The sequence below is a fragment of the Calothrix sp. NIES-2100 genome (assembly GCF_963875285.1).
Lineage (GTDB): Bacteria > Cyanobacteriota > Cyanobacteriia > Cyanobacteriales > Nostocaceae > Aulosira.
In genome coordinates, this window is the sequence record NZ_CAWNLA010000001.1 from 6,180,045 (window position 1) to 6,199,608 (window position 19,564).

Below are 19,564 nucleotides of genomic sequence, written 5' to 3' on the forward strand. Positions count from 1 at the left end.
CTGTCGCATTCTGGCTTCAAATTGGTATAAATTTGTAGTGCGAGCGTAAAGGAAACTTTTGAACATCAGCGAGCAAGATGCTCGCACTACCGAATATGGGTAATTTATTTTTTGTAAGAACTCATTAATCAAGCTCAAAGCCTCATTAACCAAGCTCAGAGCCTCATTAACCAAGCTCAGAGCCTCATTAACCAAGCTCAAAGCCTCATTAACCAAGCTCAGAACCTCATTAACCAAGCTCAGAGCCTCATTAATCAAGCTCAGAACCTCATTAACCAAGCTCAGAGACTTCATTAACCAAGCTCAGAACCTCATTAACCAAGCTCAGAACCTCATTAACCAAGCTCAGAGCCTCATTAACCAAGCTCAGAACCTCATTAACCAAGCTCAGAGCCTCATTAACCAAGCTCAGAACCTCATTAACCAAGCTCAGAACCTCATTAACCAAGCTTAGATACAGGATGAAGGCGATCGCATCTGTTTAAACTACCTGCTGCCAAACTAAAATTGAACATATCGCCCGCAAAATCCCAATCCGCACCACAGTCTTCTTTGCTTGAGTTTTGCGCCAACCAGTAGGTGTTTAAAAAATGAAGCAAAATTTTACGCCCCAAAAGCTTACCCCTAGTGGTTTTGAACCCTCTTACACCTATGATGAGGTTGACGCAAACTCTCTAACCCTTGCTACACAAGCTTTTGAGCTTTTTTACCCAAGATACCTCTTGACAACTCAAGGACTGAAAAGCTACTTTAGTTGGAGATTGACGCAACTGCACCTTGAAAACCAAATATATCAACGCTTTCAACTCCGAGCCATTGCAATTAACTAAAATCCCTATCAGGGATTGAAACGCAATTATTGACCAATTGTCCTCATGGTCTGAATTTAAATTGCAATTAACTAAAATCCCTATCAGGGATTGAAACACAGACGATTTGAGTGTGCACAACGGCTAGGCTAATTGCAATTAACTAAAATCCCTATCAGGGATTGAAACGTTGAATTTCAAGATATTTAAAGTACTCAGAAAATTGCAATTAACTAAAATCCCTATCAGGGATTGAAACAGTGCGACTCGTTCTAGAGTAAAAAATACTACCAAGTATATAGCTCTAGGTGAGAAAAATCCGGATGAAACCTGGAAAATCTCATAACTAATTCTCGGATGTAGGTATAGAATCCTACCCTGGAAAGGAAACAGTGACTCCCAACCTGTCCACACCGACTAGACTCGGAATTCTAGAGAGTGAAGCTGGAAACAGGACACAATCAGAGCTAAAAGCAGATATGGCACACTGGTGTTAATGGGGAGATGACAAGGATAAACAAGACCTAAAAAAGCGTCATAATCCCAAGCGGTAATCTGAAAAAAAACATACCGACTTGATGTTTTTATTCTCGCGGCAATATTGTTTCGTTAGCCGTATTCCTATGAGAAGAACATTGGCGAACTGGTCTGTCCTAAATCATCAAAAAATCCAGAATTGGAACGAGGAAAAATAATGATGGAGTCTAGAGAAAGGTCGAAACTCTAGTAGGTAAGACGAGATAAGTAAACCTCCACATTAGGTAGGACGAACCGTAATTGGTTCGAGGCAATCAGAGTATAATTAGCGGCGTAGAGTATGGTTAGACACGTAGAAATAAACTACAGTGAACTGTGGAAATCGTTACCGTGGAAGAAACTCCGCAAAAACCTTTTTCGCCTACAATGTCGATTATATAAAGCGATGCGAGCCAATGACCAAAAACTTGTCAAAAGTCTCCAAAAGCTGATACTCCGTTCCCGGAGTGCAAGATTATTAGCGATTCGTCAAGTCACACAATTAAATGTTGGGAAGAAGACCGCTGGTGTCGATGGAAAAAAGTCCTTAACTTTCTTTGAAAGAATTGAACTCGATGAATACATCAAGGTAAATATTCATAATTGGAAACCCCAAAAACTCAGAGAAATTCCCATACCAAAGAAAGACGGTACTCAAAGAATCTTAAAAGTACCCACGATTCGGGACAGAGTATGGCAATGCTTGCTCAAATACGCGATAGAACCAGCACACGAAGCATTATTTAATGCCAGAAGCTATGGATTTAGACCAGGACGTTCGGCACATGATTGTCAAAAGTTGATTTTCCAAAACTTGAACTCTCATGCGAATGGAAAGGAAAAACGAATCCTAGAACTCGATATTGAAAAATGTTTCGACCGCATCAACCATAACTTCTTGATGTCTGTGGTAATCGCGCCGCAAAGCGTCAAACAAGGGCTGTGGAGAAGTCTGAAAATCGGTACAAATCCCGAATTCCCTGATTCTGGTACACCACAGGGAGGAGTATGCAGCCCACTTCTTGCCAACATCGCATTAGACGGCATCGAAAATATCCATAAATCCGTCAGATATGCGGATGATATGGTATTTATCCTCAAGCCGAATGAAAATGCTTCACAAATACTTGATAAAGTCAGCGCCTTTTTGCACATTCGCGGACTAAATGTAAAAGCCTCAAAGACAAGATTAGTTAGAGCGACAACAGGCTTTGACTTTTTAGGCTGGCATTTTCAAGTCCAGAACAATGGCAAGTTTAGATGTACTCCGGCAATGGAGAACTTCAAAACTTTTCAAGCTAAAGTCAAAACCATTATCAATAACTCGCATGATGGTGCAGCCATCAAAGCCGATAAATTAGCCCCAATTATTCGGGGTTGGCGAAATTATCATCGTTACTGCAAAATGTCTGGTTCTCAGTTTTCGCTCTGGTTCATTAATCACCGAACATTTAAAGTGTTCAACCAACAACCTAAAATGAACCGTTACCAAGCCGAAACCCTAGTCAAAAAGGCATTTCCTCCAGTCCCCTACTCGGAAAATGATTTCGTCAATGTCAAAGGAGATTATTCTCCCTTCAACGGCAACCTGATTTATTGGAGTCAACGTCAATCCAAATTCTATGATGGTGCGACATCCAAAGCTTTGATTTCTCAACACCACAAATGTGGATTTTGTGGCTTAAGTTTTGTAGATGCTGAAAGAATTCACCTCCATCACATTGATGGTAACCATGACAATTGTCATCCTAAAAACCTTTTGGCTATACATGAATCTTGCCACGATTTAGTTCACTATCGCAAAGGCAAATAGCCTCAGATTTGTCGAAAGCTGGATGCACCGAAAGGCGCACGTCCAGATTGAAATGGGAGGTGCGGGGGATAATACCCCCCATCGACCCAACCGGGGCTAAAAAAATTAGTAAGGCTGTGTGGACTCAATACGAATTGCAATTAACTAAAATCCCTATCAGGGATTGAAACCCCATGACTAAGGAAATCGAAATCTTCAAAGCCGGTACTCACAATTGCAATTAACTAAAATCCCTATCAGGGATTGAAACACTGTTTTTGTCAAGTATTTTCAGCCTCGATGTCCCAAGAATTGCAATTAACTAAAATCCCTATCAGGGATTGAAACGCTAAGATGAATACTACTCAATCTTGGCTTGGATATTGCAATTAACTAAAATCCCTATCAGGGATTGAAACCTTCTGTAGAGATTCTAGGTACTGCCAACACTCGCCAAAATTGCAATTAACTAAAATCCCTATCAGGGATTGAAACGCCAGAAAAGGTTTGGATCGACTTGGCAAACTTCAGATTGCAATTAACTAAAATTCCTATCAGGGATTGAAACATACGAAGGTTCCGAAGGTGAGCTAATGGCAACAATATTGCAATTAACTAAAATCCCTATCAGGGATTGAAACGCATCTGGATTATTTACTCCGCGAGTTGTGACTAATTGCAATTAACTAAAATCCCTATCAGGGATTGAAACTAATTCTTTAACTATTCTGATTGCTTCGATGTTATTGCAATTAACTAAAATCCCTATCAGGGATTGAAACATATGACTACATAAAGTTTGTTATTCAACCATACATATTGCAATTAACTAAAATCCCTATCAGGGATTGAAACTCATGGTATTTCTGAAGGTCAGGATTGTCATTTAAAATTGCAATTAACTAAAATCCCTATTAGGGATTGAAACCGATTGCCAAAGTGCGGAAATTAGTACAACTTTTTTATTGCAATTAACTAAAATCCCTATTAGGGATTGAAACTATCTTCTAAAAACCACAATTTTAATGAATCAATAGAATTGCAATTAACTAAAATCCCTATTAGGGATTGAAACATCATGCAAAACGCAAAAAGCTACCTTACCGTTATCCTAGTCAAATACAGTATGCCCAGAGCGATCGCACTTGGTTAAATTAATTTGACAAAGGGATGACACAAAGGCGACAAAGAGCGATCGCGGTTTTTCGTTTATTCTCAGAGATATGCCTATCCTGTTGAAATCGCAAATTTTCAGCAAAAATCGTGATAAAAATAAACCAAAAGCCACAAAAGATAATTTTTGCTCTGAGTATATTAAGTTTTAGCTTAAGTGCGATCGCTTGCACCTCTAAGCCAAAAAACTCTCAGCAGACGGAAAACCCAGGCCAACCCATCGTTGCACAAAACACAGCATCCCTGACCTCAGTCCCAACACCACAAGACAAAGCAATTCCTAGATACGAGCATATTTTTGTCATTGTCGAAGAAAATAAATCTTATAGCCAAATTATTGGCAGTTCCAATGCACCTATAATTAATCAACTAGCAAAAACCTATGGTTTGGCTAGTAACTTTTATGGCGAAGTCCATCCTAGCGAAGCTAACTATATAGCAATGCTTGGTGGTAGCACGTTTGGTATCCATGATGATGATGCTTTTTATTGCCAAGTAGGAAGTAAAGATAAGTTTTGTAGCTATTCTCAACGTCCTGACTACGTTAACCACACCATTACCGCTAAAAGCCTAATGGATCAACTAGAACACAAGGGTCTAACATGGAAAGGTTATTTTGAGGACATTCCTAGCCCAGGTTCTAAAGCAGTTTTTGCACCTAGCGTGACTAGGGCGTTGTATGCTGCAAAACATAACGGCTTCATCAGCTTTAAAAAAGTACAAGACGATCCGAATCTACTCAACAAGATTGTTGGTATTGACCAACTCACCAAAGATTTACAAACTGGGAATGTGCCTAACTATAGCCACATCATCTTTAATCAATGCCATGAAATGCATGGTTTAGCAGAATGTCCCGGACAGGAACAACTGATAAAAACTGGTGATACCATGATTGGTCAAGTTGTCAAACAAATTACCACATCTAAAGTTTGGGCTAGTTCAGGTAATAATGCGATCGTCATTACTTGGGATGAAGACAGCAACCCACATAACAAAAAAGAGACACAAGGTTGCTGCGGTTTTGACCCCAAAAGTCCAGCTAACTTTGGCGGTGGTCATATCGCCACGATTGTGATTACCAACCACGGAGCTAGAGGTGTAGTAGATAAAACATCATATAATCATTATTCCCTGTTACGAACTACCGAAGACGCTTTGGGAATTTATGAATACCTCAACGCTGCGGGTGATACAGCTAAAGGAGTCCAGCCGATGACAAATCTGTTTGGCAAAAAATAAAGTGTAGCAAAGTGAAGGCGGGGGAAAGGGTTTCCCGCGTCTCCCTCTCCTCTTCAATGATTCATGCCCATTGCTGCCCCATCACTCGTATGATCAGAATATCAGAAACACAATAACAGCCAGATTTTTACTGTAAAACATGGGCAGTATTTGGGAACTCGATTTTTACTCCCGTCCGATTCTGGACGAAAATCAAAAAAAAGTTTGGGAAGTATTAGTTTGCGAAAGTCCCTTGGATGTCCGCAGCAAAACAGATTCTCTGTTTCGCTATGCTAAATATTGTTCCAGTACTCAGGTAAATTCAGGTTGGTTGCGGACTACTTTACAAGAAGCCATTGACCAAGCACCAGAAGCGCCAATCAAAATCCGCTTTTTCCGCCGCCAAATGAACAATATGATTACTAAAGCCTGTGAGGATGTGGGAATTCCAGCCCAACCAAGCCGCCACACTTTGATACTCAACCAATGGCTAAAACAAAGAATGGAGGAGGTGTATCCTCATGAACCAGGGTATCAAGCAGTAACGAGTCCTTCCGTACGCTTGGAAAATCCTTTACCTCAAAGATTACCAGATGCTTTAGAAGGTAAGACATGGGTATTTGTCTCTTTACAAGCTTCAGAACTCATGGATATGCCAGAATGGGAAATTGGTTTTGGCGAAGCTTTTCCTCTAGACTTGGCGCAAGTATCACCGGAAACTCGCATTCCTGGTGTTTTGATATTCTCACCCAGAGCCTTACCAATTGCAGGTTGGATGTCTGGTTTAGATCTAGCTTACTTAAAATTTGACACAAGTGTTGGTTCAAGATTACTGTTAGAAACTGGTGTGACCGAAAGCTGGATTTTGGCAAATATCAAAAACCCGCAAACTTTAGCAGAAGCCAAAGGTTTTGAAACCGCCAAGCGAGAGGCTAATGGAGTGCATTTTATCGGTGTACAATCCGATCCTCAAGCAGAATCTTTTGCCGGATTTTGGCTGTTGCAAGAGGTCAATTTGCCGTAAATTAATGGCAGAGTATTGGGGGAATCACCATGAGGATCAACGCTAAGGGTAATGATAGTCTTGACAGAAGAAAGGATTAAGGATAAAGAATGAAGAAAGAATTGGTACAAGCCTGGTAAGTGGGCAAAAAATCAACACTTCAACTTCTTTAGGCGTTAACCCTAAAGCAAGCTGAAGGCTCAAGTTTTTCCTGGTTCAAGCCCCATCTCCTTGTAGGCTCGGTAATTTCATACTTCATACTTCATACTTCATGCTTCTGTTGACTCATTACTCATAAATCACCCAAAAGAGCAAGGGTTGATAGAGTCGATGATTTGGGATAATGAGCTGCGTTCATCTGCGATTCAAAATCCACAATCCACAATTTACCAAGGGTCATGGGTTCGGAAAATTTGTCACAAGATACGCTAGCAGAACATCTGCTGGATCTAGCCATTAAGTCTGGAGCAGAAGCCGCTGAGGTGTATCAGTCGCGATCGCTTTCTCGACCAATATTTTTTGAGGCTAACCGCCTCAAGCAACTCGAAACAAGCCAATCTGAAGGTACAGTACTGCGGCTGTGGCGTAACGGCCGTCCTGGACTGACTGTAGCTTATGGTTCTGTGGAACCGCAAGCGATGGTGGAACGCTCCCTCGCCTTGAGTCAACTCAATCAACCAGAATCGGTTGAATTGGTGGGTAACTCTGGGACATCCTACCCAGATTTGGGCAAAACTGTGCCCATCGAGGTTTTGGTAAACTGGGGCAAAGAAGCGATCGCCCTTGTTCGTGATACATATCCAGATGTACTTTGCAATAGCGACTGGGAATGTGATGTGGAAAATACTAGACTTGTCAATACAGCAGGTCTAGATTGTCACTACACAGATACAACTCTTAGCTGCTATATGTCAGCAGAATGGGTGCGAGGCGACGATTTTTTAAGCGTTTCTGATGGTCAAACCCAACGAGACGAACTCGATCCAGAGAAATTGGCGTATCAAATTCTACAAAGGTTAATTTGGGCGAGAGAAAACGTCTCATCCCCTAGCGGTCGGCTTCCCGTGTTGTTTACCTCAAAAGCGGCGGATATGCTTTGGGGTACAGTGCAAGCAGCGTTAAATGGCAAACGGGTACTAGAAAAAGCCTCCCCGTGGGGCGATCGCTTGGGTAAACCCGTTCTTGCGCCAAGCCTCACCCTTTACCAAGATCCAGACGCAGGGCCTTACAGTTGTCCTTTTGATGATGAAGGTTCCCCTACCAATTCTTTAGTATTTGTCCAGAATGGAATTCTACAACATTTCTATTGCGATCGCACTACCGGACGCCAACTAGGTATTGGCACCACAGGTAATGGTTTTCGCCCCAGTTTGGGTAGCTATCCCTCACCGGGTTTATTTAATTTTTTAATTCAGCCCAGTTCTGCATCACTACAAAATTTGATTCAGCAAATGGATGATGGCTTAATTGTGGATCAAATGCTGGGTGGAGGTGGTGGGATTTCTGGTGACTTTTCGATCAATATTGACTTAGGCTACCGGGTGCAAAAGGGTCAAGTAATTGGACGTATTAAAGATACGATGGTTGCGGGAAATATTTACTCAGCCCTCAAACAACTAGTAACCCTTGGAGGCGATGCTGATTGGAATGGTTCTTGTTACACTCCTTCTCTGATAGTAGAGGGACTCTCAATTACCAGTAGAAATAATTGACATCCTCCCCACCGCTCCTGTCGAATGGGGATTCCCAAGCTCATGCAAAGACGCATTCGACGGAGTTTTTCCCGCAGGGTAGACGCAAAGAAAGAGATAATCTTTTTTTAAGGAATTCCTTCAAAGAACGTCGCACAGATGAAAAGATTCGGCTGGGGTTAAGGCTTGATTTACCGGAAGTTATATCATGTTCGGATAAATACTTGTCATTGCGAGCGGAGCGTTCGCTTAGCGTCTCGTTCGCGGTAGCGTTGCGTAGCAAAGAGAAGCAATCCCAGCCCTTGCGATTGCTTCGTTTCGCTGGCAATGACGTTTGATAAGCGATCAAGCGAACATGATATTACTGGAGATACCAGAATTGATGTACGTCCGGAGGAATTTCCCGCAGCTGTGGCGATTACCGAGGAAGCGGGATTGAAACTTCGGGACTGGAAAAAAGATGAAATATAGCAATTTGGTTTGATTATTGAAAAAATCTCAGTATCTGTAGGGTGGGTAATGCCCACCAAACCTGTATACGGTGGGCATTGCCCACCCTACGTATATGTTCAAAAATCAAATAGGAATCCTACAGCATAGTGGATTATCAGAGAGTATTTTGCAAATCGCTCTCAAGTTAGAGAAAAATTCTCTGCTATGGCAGAAGATTTTCTGGCTCTACCTAAGTATCTTATTCGGTGAGCGAACAAATAGCAACAAGCAAGCAGAAGAAGCACAGACATGAATAATACAGATAATAATTCAGAGCAAAATACAACATCTACTGAAGCGAACATTGTTTCTCTGACATCATCTAACGAACCGAAGCAAATGACGCGTGTCATTAAAATAGATGGTCAGCGTCCAGTTGACCCTAGTGATTTAGAAATTGAGTATACTATCGATATTGATGGTCAACGTCCAATTGCCAAAAGCGATATTCAATCAGATCAAACAATAGACATAGATGGTCAGCGTCCGATTGCTAAGAGTGATTTTCAGGATCGGGAAATGCTAGCTGTAGACGGCTTGCGTCCAGTTGATCCAAGCGATTTAGAGGTTAAGGATACTCTGGAAATTGATGGTCAACGTCCAATAGCTAAGAGTAACTATGAGGTTAAAGATACCCTTGATATTGATGGTCACCGTCCCATAACTTCCAATAATACAGAAAAGCTGGAAATTACAACAGATTATGTTGATTAAAAATTGAAACAATTACTTGGACATAGATTCTAAATCTTGTAGTACAGCACTGGCAGATTGATAGCGATCGCTAAAATGGTAACGCACCATCTTATCTAAAATCGCTGCCAACTCTTCGCTAACTTGCGCGTGAGAACGCCAAATCGCATTACCTGTTTCTTGATCTGGGTGAATTTCTTGCGGTTGTATCCCTGTCAGCGCTTGAATTCCAATCATCCCCAAAGCGTAAATATCACTACACAAACGCGGATGTCCCGCAAATTGTTCTGGTGGTGCATAACCCCGCGTTCCAATAGCTACTGTTGCTAATTCTGTTTCTTCACTATTTGGCGGTTGCATTAATTTAACTGCACCAAAGTCAATCAAGACTAAGCGATTATCTTCAGCAGAACGAATAATATTAGTCGGTTTAATATCTCGATGAATTACGCGATGCTCATGCACAAATTCTAAAACCTCTAACACTTCTTTGAGCATATTAATTACCACCTTTTCTTTTTGTAATCCCGTTACAGGTGGTAACTCTTCACTTAAAGTATGCCCAGGAATATACTGTTCTACTAAATAAAATTCTTGATTATCCTCAAAGTAAGCGAGTAATTCCGGTATTTGCTGATGTTTACCCAAAGCTTCTAAAATTTCGGCTTCTGTATTAAATAATCTTCTCGCAACTTGCAAAAATTTTGTATCCCGCCGTGCTGGCATTAACTGTTTAACTACACAAGTAGGATTACCAGGACGTTGAGTATCATTTGCTAAATAAGTACAACCAAAACCACCAGAACCAAGAATTTTAGAAATTTGGTAGCGTCCACTCAAGAGGAAATCACCTGTGGTTTTTTCTGGTGTGACAATTTTGGGAAAATGATGATGTTCGTCGTGAATTCTTGTAGAATCTACTTGAGTTTCTTTTAAGAGAATATCTAACTGTTCAATTACCTCTTTTTGTTGTTCAACTTGCTGAATAATTAACTGAGTTTGCTGCTGAGTTTGATAAGTAATGTAAGCCCTAACACTCATACCAGTAATCAGCAAAGTCAGGGCTGATGGAATCAAAGGAACCCATCCAGAAAGGAGAAACAAACCAAAGCAGATACCCACCAAAACTATTAAAGTTGTACCACCTGCGATCGCCAATAGCAAAGGATGTCGCGATCGCCAAGCCAAAGTACCACCCATCAATCCCCAAGCCCAGATCCACAGGAATTCAGCCCAGTCAGGCCAATCCCAAATCAGGGATCTAGCATCCAATACAGTACTGATAATTTGGCTAGCTATTTGGGCATGAATATATACTGTAGACATTCTAGCGGGTTGTTCTGTTGCCGCACTGTAAGGCGTATACAACCCCGGATGAACACTAGCAGCAGTAGTACCAATAATTACCAAACGGTCTTTGAATAGCTCGGGATTGACTTGATTAGTCAGAACTGCTGTTAAACTAACCTCCTGGGCAAAGTGCGCTGGGTGACGGTAATTTAACAGTAATTGGTAGCCTTTAGCATCTAAATTTGTGTAGCTGCCATAATTAGGTGTTAAAATTGGGAAAATAGTTTTACCCAGAGAAAAATGGTTTTTATCGGGAAAATCTAATTCAACCCCAGATTTTTCTAAGTAACTGATGGCTGTTAAGGCTGCAAATGAAAATCGCGTTTTACATTTTTTATCTTGATGTTGTGCAAATAACAAACTCCGCCGGATAATTTGATCGTTCTCGCTATCAGGAATTAAATCGTTATAGCCGACATTATCTATAGGGAAATTGGGCGGTGGTGAAATTTCTGCTCTCCCCATGCTACTTAATAAACAAGTAGCGATAATATGATTGCGATTTCCAATCCCATCAGCTAAATTTAGTTGTGTTGGTCGGTAAATATTTAAACCAATGACACGGGGTTGATAAGACTGTATTTTTTTTAGTAGCTGATTGATTGTATTATCTGATAACGGCCACTGCTCACGCTCCAGATCGTTTTCAGTAATTGTCACCAGCAGAATGCGGCGATCGGGACTTTGTACAGGACGCGATCGCAGCATTTGATCGTAAACTTTTAATTCCCAAGACTCTAACCATTTCAGTTCGCGAACTCCCCAGACTAAAGCTGTCACCCCTACACTGCTGACGAGAAGAATTTGCAGCCATTTCTCTGTAGACGAAGTCTCGCGATCGTTATGATTTTTTGTAAACGCATGTCGGAGTTTTTCTAATATTCCACTAATCACGGGATTGCGGCACTAGCCTAAATTTGGTAGATGTTTAGGATCTGAAATATAACTATTTCAGGCTTTGGATTAACCCAAGCTTTATTTAATGTAGCAATTTATAGTCACATTTCCTAGTAACCACTAAAATGCTTGAAAATCAAGTACTTAAGCCCTGACTAGATAATTCATAAGCACCAAGCAATCAAAAACGAAGCTGCTATATAGGAAAAAGCTTCAATTAAACCAGCCCCAAGATTAGGAATTTCCTGATTGACGATTTCATCAGAAATTTTCACTCCCGGTACTAAAATTAAATCAGCTAACCAACGAATTGCTACCAGTGAACCTAATGAGAATAAGAGTAACAAACCATACTGGGTGAAACTGACAATCCAGTTTTCAAATTCAGCTGAAAAAGCGACTCTGACAATATTTCCTGTAGCAATGAGTAACCCAGCTAAAGCTACACCCGCAGCGGGGTTATTGCGCTTTTCTATTTCTGCAAACACATTATATTTAGTGATTCGCGGATAGGCGAAACTTACTATTACTAGTAATATCAAACCAATTAACCAACATACCAATGCTACTAACCAGCCACCGCTTTCGCCTGCTAAAGCTGCACTTAAAATCAATCCATTAGCGATATGGTTTCCTGCTTCTACACTAGCAGCACCAACGTTACGGTCTTGAATAATTTCTCGTTCACAATTAAAGTGACGCAAAATGAATCTATCACCTACCCATGCACCCACCAACATTAATAAAATTACTGTTGCACCGTAAGACATTAAATTCAGTGCTTTATCTTGCCAACTAACTGCACTTTGACCGAGAACACCGCCTAAAGCAATTATCATACCAAAATAGTAACCTACTAAAGCAATAGCTACAGCCGGGTTATCTTTCACAAATAGTTCTAAATTCAATTCTATTCGCCGCCGAAACAGCTTTTGATAAGCTAACTGTCCCAGCCAAAATAAGCCAAAACCGACTACTAGCTCTAGTAAAATAACTCCTAATTGAGTGAATGAATTGATAATTTTCTCGTTCATCTGTTACCACCTGCCAGATTTTGGAATAAGCTAATTAGGGTATCAGCCAACTGGTCATAAAAAAAGTAATCGTGAGCGCCTATAGTAGTTATATGTGTACCACCAAACTGACTTTTAAATTGCGAAAATTTAGCATAACTATGATTTGCATCGTGGGTAAAGCCATAGAAATCATAGAATTGACAACCCCGCAATTTTGCTCTTTGCATTGCTTCCCAGTGTAAGCTGTAGTTTGCCATAACTTTTGGATGGGCTAAACTACGTCCACCATATAAATATGTAGCTACATTACCGCAATATACAACTAAAATTGCTGCTAATATCTCACCTTGCCAATAAGCTAAACCAATTTCTGCCATATTAGATGCAAATAAAGTTTGGCAAAGATTGATAAAAAAGCCATAGGGTTCGCCAAAAAACCGCTGACGCTGTACAGTTTCCCAAAACAAGTTATAAAATAACGGTATTGTTTGAGAATTACGGCTGAATTCGGTTGTGACACCATAGCGTTGACTCAGTCGGATATTGTAGCGTCCCTTCGGCTTCATCGCTGCTAATATTTGGCTGATTTCCGGGCGTAAATCTATTAATAAAGTTTCCGCTGGTAGTAAATCAGCAGGTGCGCGGACAAAGTTTTTTAGGTAATCAGGTTTTACAGGCCATAGTGGTTCAATTCGCAGTGCGATCGCTCCTAATTTCTGCGCTAATTCTTCAGCTTTATTTAATAAAAATTCTAAGCTTTTTGCTTGTAAAATATCTGGTAAAATTGGCGCACCCGGAGCAATTAGTAAGTTAGCTTTCTGAGCATGGGGATATAAATAATATATACATCCTCCTAATAGCGTATTATTAACAAATAAGCCATAGCGAAAGCTTTTATAACCCTCTATTTCTTTAAAATCTGCCCAAGTAGAAGTTTGCATAAAGCAACTGTAGGGCAAATTTTTCACCAGCTTATCCCAGTCATCATACTCTGCTTTATTTAATTCCCTAATCGTTAATTTTAATTCTTCTTTTGCTAATTTATTTTTGTTAGCATTATTTATTTTCATGAATTATATTATTCTCAAATGAAGTTGAATATGGCTATTAATAGCTTTTTACAGGATGATAAAAATTCTCCCGCACTCAATTTTTCTCTAACCTCTAACCTAGATTGTTCTCTGTTCCTAATAAGGTTAGATAAATTGCTTTTGAACCGCAGAGAACGCCGAGAACGCCGAGAGTAAAACAACGATTTTTAAATTCACCTTGAAAAGGTTATCTATATTTTAAAAATCAAATATAAATCTTAAGAATATAAACTTCAATTCCTCCTTCTGCTATCTGCTCACTGAGCGAAGTCGTTCGCGTAGCGTCTCCGACAGGAGAAGTGTGCCCACTGCCTTCTTTAATCATCTCTTGGGCGTGAGAATAAAGTACTTAACCAAATTCCGCCTATGGTAGTCAATATAAAGCCTGTAATTTTCTTATCAAAGCTTCCTCCATCGCTGGTATAATAATCTCCACTAGTGCTACTACTTCTACCACTAGAAGAAAAACCTTTAGCAAATACCGAATCTGGTGCGACTAAATTTGCCATTAATAGCGTTACCGATAGTAAAGCAATAAATTCTAAAGTTTGCGGGGGTAGCTTGGCTAGATGCTCATTAGCATTAACTTTATCGGCTAATTTTTGTAATTCGCTGGCAATTTGTGGTGGTAAATCCTGCGCCCTTGCTAACAGACTATTCAATAACTTTTTAATATCAATTTCTGCCAATAATTCTTTGATATTTGCTAGCCATGATGATGTCATATTTTGGCTATGGTAGCGATGACGCACAGGTAAATATCGATTTATATCCGGTAAATTTTCCTGGGCTGGTGAATCAGCGTAAATATTTTCTATCCAAAACTTTGCTACTGATTCTAAATCGAGAAAATCACCTGCTCCGATTTGGGCTGTCCCCAGTTCTGCAATATCTAAAAAATTAATGCTAGCGTTAGATTCTAAGTTCAAATTTTCTTGATTAGATAGGGAATTTAGCAGATAATAAAATAATTGCGGACTTTCTAAAGTGTGAATCATTACCTCATGACGAGATTCGGCGATCTCACTCTCAAATACAAAGGCTTGGAGTAGCTCGCTATGAGTAAGAAAATGTAAATTTTCTGGTAAATCAACTATTTCTATTTCATCTCGCCTAATTACTTGAGGTGAGGCTAAAAAGAAGCCCCAACTACCATAACCATGCTCAAAAAATGAAGGGATAGTTAGGTGTAAAGGCTTTACTGTCAACTCTGCTGCTAGCAGTGTTTGATATAAACACCAAAAACCCATTGTTCTTTTTTCTGGAGAAACACCATTAGTGCAAATTACTCCAGCAGGTATCAAAACACGATTCAATTGTTGAAACCATTCCCGACTGTATATCCTTGTATCCTCTGAGGAATGGGGATAGGTAAAATCACAAATAATCACATGATAGTAATTATTTGGTAATTGCGAAACAAATTCAAAGGCTTCTTGATGATATACAGTTACCTTATCTGCCTCTAAACTGCCCAAATTATAAGGTTTAAATACAGTTGTAGCTAGTTCTAAAACTTCGGGATTATAATCAACTAAATCAATTTTTTGAATTTGCGTAAATCGTAATACATCCCTTACTGCTAAACCATCACCACCACCACAAATCAGCACACGTAAAGGTGTTTGGGGAAATCTGAGACTTGTTAAAGTTATTGCCGGAATTACCAAATATTCATGATATATTGCCTCATCAGCAGTATCAAACTGCAAATCTCCATTTATATAAAAGGCAATACCGTCATCATGCTGTTCAATAAATAATGAATTAGGCATTGGCTATTTATCCAAATATCATCATAATAATTCCTACAAATAATAGCACTAATGCCATTGCTACCTGCACAAAATAGCCTATATTACTCATCCAACCGTTCTGATTTTGTCCTACTGATTGTTGAATATCGGAAAATTCATCAGGACGCACAACTTTAGTAGAATAAATATCTATTTGATGGTATTCAAGAGCTTCAATCGCTAAATTCATTTGATGTTCTTGATCCCAGTAATCCCAAGTAATCCGAGATTTCATTTGTCCCTCTGACTGAAAATTACCTTCAGTTTGAGACTCGAAATAATAAGACTTATAAAAAAGCGTTAATTCTGGGTATGGTTCGGCGTGGGATTGCATTTCGTCCCATAGCCTAGGTACGATATTTTCTTGTGAATCTGGGAGGATTAAGCGAGGATTTTCTAATGGATTGGCAAGATACCAAGTTACAGATACAGGCGTTTTATCTGGATCAAATTCTCTCAATAAGTAATATTGAGAACCACCTTTGGAACTCAACAACCACTCATCAGTTAAATACCCTTGGGGATCTTGATATGTACTGTAGTCTTCTATGTTCCAATCGACACCATGATATTTCACGCGATCGCCTGGACGTAACTCTTGAAGTTGTGTTTGAGTAACAATAGTCGCCATACAAATTGAAATATAAGTTAAATAAAATTAAAGAATTAGCAAGCAGGAAGTAAAGTAAAACACTCTTGACGAAATTATTTTTATAATATTGCACCACTAGCTTTGAGGGCAGAGTATTAACATAGTTTTTCTTTTGTACATATTTCATCATTGATAGGGATTAGGGGCTAGGGACTAGGTACATGTAGCCGCACACTTCAATGGTGACAGCGACGACAGAAAACAAGCCCTAGAGAGATGAGGGAGACAAATGACGGTTGACTGTTGACAAATTTTACTTAAATGTACGCAGTTTAATTACTCTGAGTTATGATACCAGGCACTACAGGGAAATCACTGCTGCGATCTACCTGAGTAGCTTCAAGTTCTCCGTACTTGAATCGCTACCCTGGACACAAACTGCAAAAAACCCGATTCGGCTTTCATTTGGGAAGGTGCGTTATGGAAATTAGTCCTAACACAGCGAAAATCTCGGATGGTGCAACAAAACGGGATTTAGAGTGATTAAATCACTTGTGTGTACAATGTAGACTTCAGTCGGGGGATGAGCTAAACATGTGATTTTATAATTTGGTAAATTTTGCTAGCCGTGTCCATTTCTGCAAAAACATTTCCGATCTGGGGATTTTTCTCGTTAGTAACCAATGGCCTGCTGATGTTGGCGGTTATACTGCTAATTTGGCAACAGCAGAGATTCACCAATAATGTTGATGAGACAACTGCGGTAACAGTCAGTGACACCCAGACTGATAAACCGGAGTTAGGCCCCCGTCACCAGCTAAATTACCAACAATGGGTAGACATTCTCAAAAAAGAAGCCAAGGCGACTGTGGAAAAACCTCCTCAGCATCTGAGCATACTAGTGGGAGATTCTTTAAGTCTGTGGTTTCCTCCAGAGTTGTTACCTGAAGACAGAAATTGGCTAAATCAGGCAATTTCTGGTGAAACTAGCGAAGGAATTTTGAATAGATTGCATTTATTTGACCGTACACAGCCAGAGGTGATTTACCTCATGGTGGGAATCAATGACTTACTTCGAGGCTTAAGCGATGAAACAATTTTAGAGAATCAAAGACAAATTATCCGTTACTTGCGAAAGGTACATCCGCGATCGCAAATATTTGTCCAGTCAATTTTGCCACATGGCGCAGAAGAATCAACTTGGGAAGGACGAGAGGAACTGTTGAAGATTAAGAACAATCGTATTCAGCAGCTAAATCAGAAATTGCAAACTATAGCCACAAACCAAGGTGCTAAATATCTCGATTTATATACCTTGTTTACCAATCAACAAGGTAATCTTCACCGCGAATTCACCACCGATGGCTTACATCTGAGTCCCCAAGGCTATCTAGTCTGGCGTACTGCTTTGCAGATTTCTACTCAGCAAGCATTAGAACACCATCAGGCGAAAGTGGGAAGATGAAGAAGATGGGGGAGATGAGGTAGTGACATCTCCCTTGTCCCCCTTGTCCTTTCATCCATCTCATCCCCCTCATCTGCTAAATTCTCACATCATTAGCGTCTCGAAGAGAGAAAATGAGAAATGGTGAACTTACTAGAAAAATCCAATGGATACAAAAGCTTTTAAACGTAGCCTGCAACAATCGGAAAACTATAATCGCAAAGGTTTTGGTCATCAAGCAGAAGTAGCTACCCAGTTACAGTCAGAATATCAAAGTAACTTGATTCAGCAAATTCGCGATCGCAACTACACCCTGGAACAAGGAGATGTGACAATTTATTTAGCCCAAGCCTTTGGTTTCTGCTGGGGTGTAGAACGTGCAGTAGCAATGGCTTATGAAACCCGTCAACACTTCCCAAGCGATCGCATCTGGATTACCAACGAGATTATACACAATCCCTCAGTGAATCAACGGATGCAGGAGATGGAAGTACAATTTATTCCGATGGTTGCAGGTCAAAAAGATTTTTCTGTAGTTGGGAATGAAGATGTGGTTATCTTACCAGCCTTTGGTGCCAGCGTTCAAGAAATGCAAATTCTCCATGACAAAGGCTGCAAAATTGTTGATACAACTTGTCCTTGGGTATCGAAAGTTTGGAATACTGTAGAAAAGCACAAAAAAGTCGATTATACCTCAATTATCCACGGTAAGTATAAGCACGAAGAAACAGTTGCCACTAGTTCCTTTGCTGGCAAATATTTAATTGTGTTAAATATGCGGGAAGCAGAATATGTCAGCAACTATATTTTAAATGGTGGCGATCGCGAAGAATTTCTGCAAAAATTTGCTAAAGCTTGTTCACCTGGCTTTGACCCAGATACAGATTTAGAAAGAGTGGGAATTGCTAATCAAACCACCATGCTCAAAGGCGAAACCGAACAAATTGGTAAGCTGTTAGAGCGAACAATGATGCAGAAATATGGCCCCACCGAAATCAATGCACATTTCCAAAGCTTCAACACTATTTGTGACGCTACCCAAGAACGCCAAGATGCAATGTTGGAATTAGTGGAACAAAACCTAGACTTGATGATAGTAATTGGCGGATTTAATTCATCAAATACCACCCAATTGCAACAGATAGCTTTTGAACGGGGAATTCCTTCTTATCACATCGATTCTGTTGAGCGCCTGAAATCAGAAAAGTTAATTGAACATCGACAATTAACCGGAGATATAGTTACCACAGATAACTGGTTACCTGATGGTAAAATAGCTGTAGGCATTACTTCCGGCGCTTCTACTCCCGATAAAGTAGTAGAAGATGTCATTGAAAGAATTTTTGCTTTGAAAGCTACAGTTTTGGCGCTGTAAATTTTGCAATCATTACACCTAACCAGATGAATTATCGGGGGTTTAGCAATGCTAAACCCCTACATCTATGTCGGTAATTAAACAACAACAGTTTCCCGTCCCCCGAACTGCCGTCTCAGTTAGAGTCAACCTTTCAATATAATTGCCCAATGTCCAGTCAACCGCAGACTTAACTGTATCTTTGCCACCTGCATCGCCGCCTGCACCATTATCTTCACTAACAACATCATCAGCGCTATCAACAATGTATGTATCATTACCAGAACCACCAGACATAATATCGTTGCCACTACCACCATCAAGGCTATCGTTCCCTGTACCAGCATTGAGAATGTCATTACCCTCATAACCGTAAAGGCGATCGGTGCTAGTAGTGCCATTGAGGATGTCGTCAGCTACTGTACCTTTAATAGTTGCCATTGTTTTATTCCTTTTAACTATTTAATTCTTCACGAGAAAATTGTGTACTTAGGGCACAATTCCTATGCTACAAAGTACGATGATCAAGCGATCGCTCTCCTCATATATAAAAAGCGCTCACTAACAACATCGCTCAGGCTATCAACGGCTCAGGCTATCAACGATGTATGTATAGCCATACAGAGATGATTAG

16 protein-coding genes and 1 CRISPR repeat array are annotated in these 19,564 nt (G+C 40.1%); of the genes, 9 read left to right on the forward strand and 7 right to left on the reverse strand.

The annotated features are described in order from the left end of the window. Positions 1 to 440 precede the first annotated feature (440 nt). Positions 441 to 599, reverse strand: coding sequence for a hypothetical protein (locus AACU32_RS25075; protein WP_339378260.1), 159 nt, complete (start codon positions 597 to 599; stop codon positions 441 to 443). 1,027 nt (positions 600 to 1,626) lie between these two features. Here AACU32_RS25075 and AACU32_RS25080 point away from each other — a divergent pair. The 7 genes from AACU32_RS25080 (at position 1,627) to AACU32_RS25110 (ending at position 9,411) form a co-directional block, all read left to right on the forward strand. Then, positions 1,627 to 3,138: a reverse transcriptase domain-containing protein gene (locus AACU32_RS25080; RefSeq protein ID WP_096597853.1), complete on the forward strand. Its 1,512-nt coding sequence runs from the start codon at positions 1,627 to 1,629 to the stop codon at positions 3,136 to 3,138. Positions 3,139 to 3,271: 133 nt separating this feature from the next. Beyond that, positions 3,272 to 4,192: direct repeats of the CRISPR family, unit length 37 nt; unit sequence ATTGCAATTAACTAAAATCCCTATCAGGGATTGAAAC. A 188-nt stretch (positions 4,193 to 4,380) separates the two neighbouring features. Then, complete coding sequence (locus tag AACU32_RS25085; protein WP_339378261.1) at positions 4,381 to 5,532, forward strand: alkaline phosphatase family protein; 1,152 nt, start codon at positions 4,381 to 4,383, stop codon at positions 5,530 to 5,532. A gap of 139 nt (positions 5,533 to 5,671) precedes the next feature. Beyond that, a complete protein-coding gene (locus tag AACU32_RS25090; protein ID WP_096603903.1) occupies positions 5,672 to 6,535 on the forward strand; it encodes a Tab2/Atab2 family RNA-binding protein in 864 nt (287 codons plus the stop codon). A gap of 377 nt (positions 6,536 to 6,912) precedes the next feature. Then, entirely contained in the window at positions 6,913 to 8,226 is a 1,314-nt protein-coding gene (locus AACU32_RS25095; protein WP_096603904.1) for a TldD/PmbA family protein, read from the forward strand. A gap of 306 nt (positions 8,227 to 8,532) precedes the next feature. Then, positions 8,533 to 8,676, forward strand: coding sequence for a hypothetical protein (locus tag AACU32_RS25100; RefSeq protein WP_339378262.1), 144 nt, complete (start codon positions 8,533 to 8,535; stop codon positions 8,674 to 8,676). 94 nt (positions 8,677 to 8,770) lie between these two features. Continuing rightward, complete coding sequence (locus AACU32_RS25105; protein ID WP_096603905.1) at positions 8,771 to 8,950, forward strand: hypothetical protein; 180 nt, start codon at positions 8,771 to 8,773, stop codon at positions 8,948 to 8,950. Next, positions 8,947 to 9,411, forward strand: a complete 465-nt coding sequence (locus AACU32_RS25110) for a hypothetical protein (protein WP_096603906.1) — start codon at positions 8,947 to 8,949, stop codon at positions 9,409 to 9,411. Before AACU32_RS25105 ends, AACU32_RS25110 begins: the two co-directional genes overlap by 4 nt. Positions 9,412 to 9,423: 12 nt before the next feature. Here AACU32_RS25110 and AACU32_RS25115 read toward each other — a convergent pair whose 3' ends face one another. The 5 genes from AACU32_RS25115 to AACU32_RS25135 all read right to left on the reverse strand — a co-directional run bounded on the left by AACU32_RS25115 (position 9,424) and on the right by AACU32_RS25135 (position 16,171). Next, positions 9,424 to 11,634 carry a CHASE2 domain-containing protein gene (locus tag AACU32_RS25115; RefSeq protein ID WP_096603907.1) on the reverse strand — a complete coding sequence of 737 codons (2,211 nt, stop codon included), beginning with the start codon at positions 11,632 to 11,634 and terminating at the stop codon, positions 9,424 to 9,426. Positions 11,635 to 11,801: 167 nt separating this feature from the next. Then, complete coding sequence (locus AACU32_RS25120; protein ID WP_096603908.1) at positions 11,802 to 12,671, reverse strand: DUF350 domain-containing protein; 870 nt, start codon at positions 12,669 to 12,671, stop codon at positions 11,802 to 11,804. Then, positions 12,668 to 13,723 (reverse strand): lipid II:glycine glycyltransferase FemX, encoded by a 1,056-nt coding sequence (locus tag AACU32_RS25125; protein WP_096603909.1) that lies wholly within the window; start codon positions 13,721 to 13,723, stop codon positions 12,668 to 12,670. The genes AACU32_RS25120 and AACU32_RS25125 overlap by 4 nt, the downstream gene beginning before the upstream one ends. A gap of 338 nt (positions 13,724 to 14,061) precedes the next feature. Continuing rightward, positions 14,062 to 15,519 carry a spermine synthase gene (locus AACU32_RS25130; RefSeq protein WP_096603910.1) on the reverse strand — a complete coding sequence of 486 codons (1,458 nt, stop codon included), beginning with the start codon at positions 15,517 to 15,519 and terminating at the stop codon, positions 14,062 to 14,064. A 7-nt stretch (positions 15,520 to 15,526) separates the two neighbouring features. Beyond that, positions 15,527 to 16,171, reverse strand: a complete 645-nt coding sequence (locus tag AACU32_RS25135; protein ID WP_096603911.1) for a DUF4178 domain-containing protein — start codon at positions 16,169 to 16,171, stop codon at positions 15,527 to 15,529. Positions 16,172 to 16,760: 589 nt separating this feature from the next. On the opposite strand from AACU32_RS25135, the gene AACU32_RS25140 reads away from it, so the two are divergent. Beyond that, complete coding sequence (locus AACU32_RS25140; RefSeq protein WP_096603912.1) at positions 16,761 to 17,597, forward strand: GDSL-type esterase/lipase family protein; 837 nt, start codon at positions 16,761 to 16,763, stop codon at positions 17,595 to 17,597. A gap of 145 nt (positions 17,598 to 17,742) precedes the next feature. Further along, positions 17,743 to 18,951 carry a 4-hydroxy-3-methylbut-2-enyl diphosphate reductase gene (locus tag AACU32_RS25145; protein ID WP_096603913.1) on the forward strand — a complete coding sequence of 403 codons (1,209 nt, stop codon included), beginning with the start codon at positions 17,743 to 17,745 and terminating at the stop codon, positions 18,949 to 18,951. 51 nt (positions 18,952 to 19,002) lie between these two features. Here AACU32_RS25145 and AACU32_RS25150 read toward each other — a convergent pair whose 3' ends face one another. Further along, positions 19,003 to 19,371 (reverse strand): calcium-binding protein, encoded by a 369-nt coding sequence (locus tag AACU32_RS25150; RefSeq protein WP_096603914.1) that lies wholly within the window; start codon positions 19,369 to 19,371, stop codon positions 19,003 to 19,005. Positions 19,372 to 19,564: the final 193 nt, after the last annotated feature.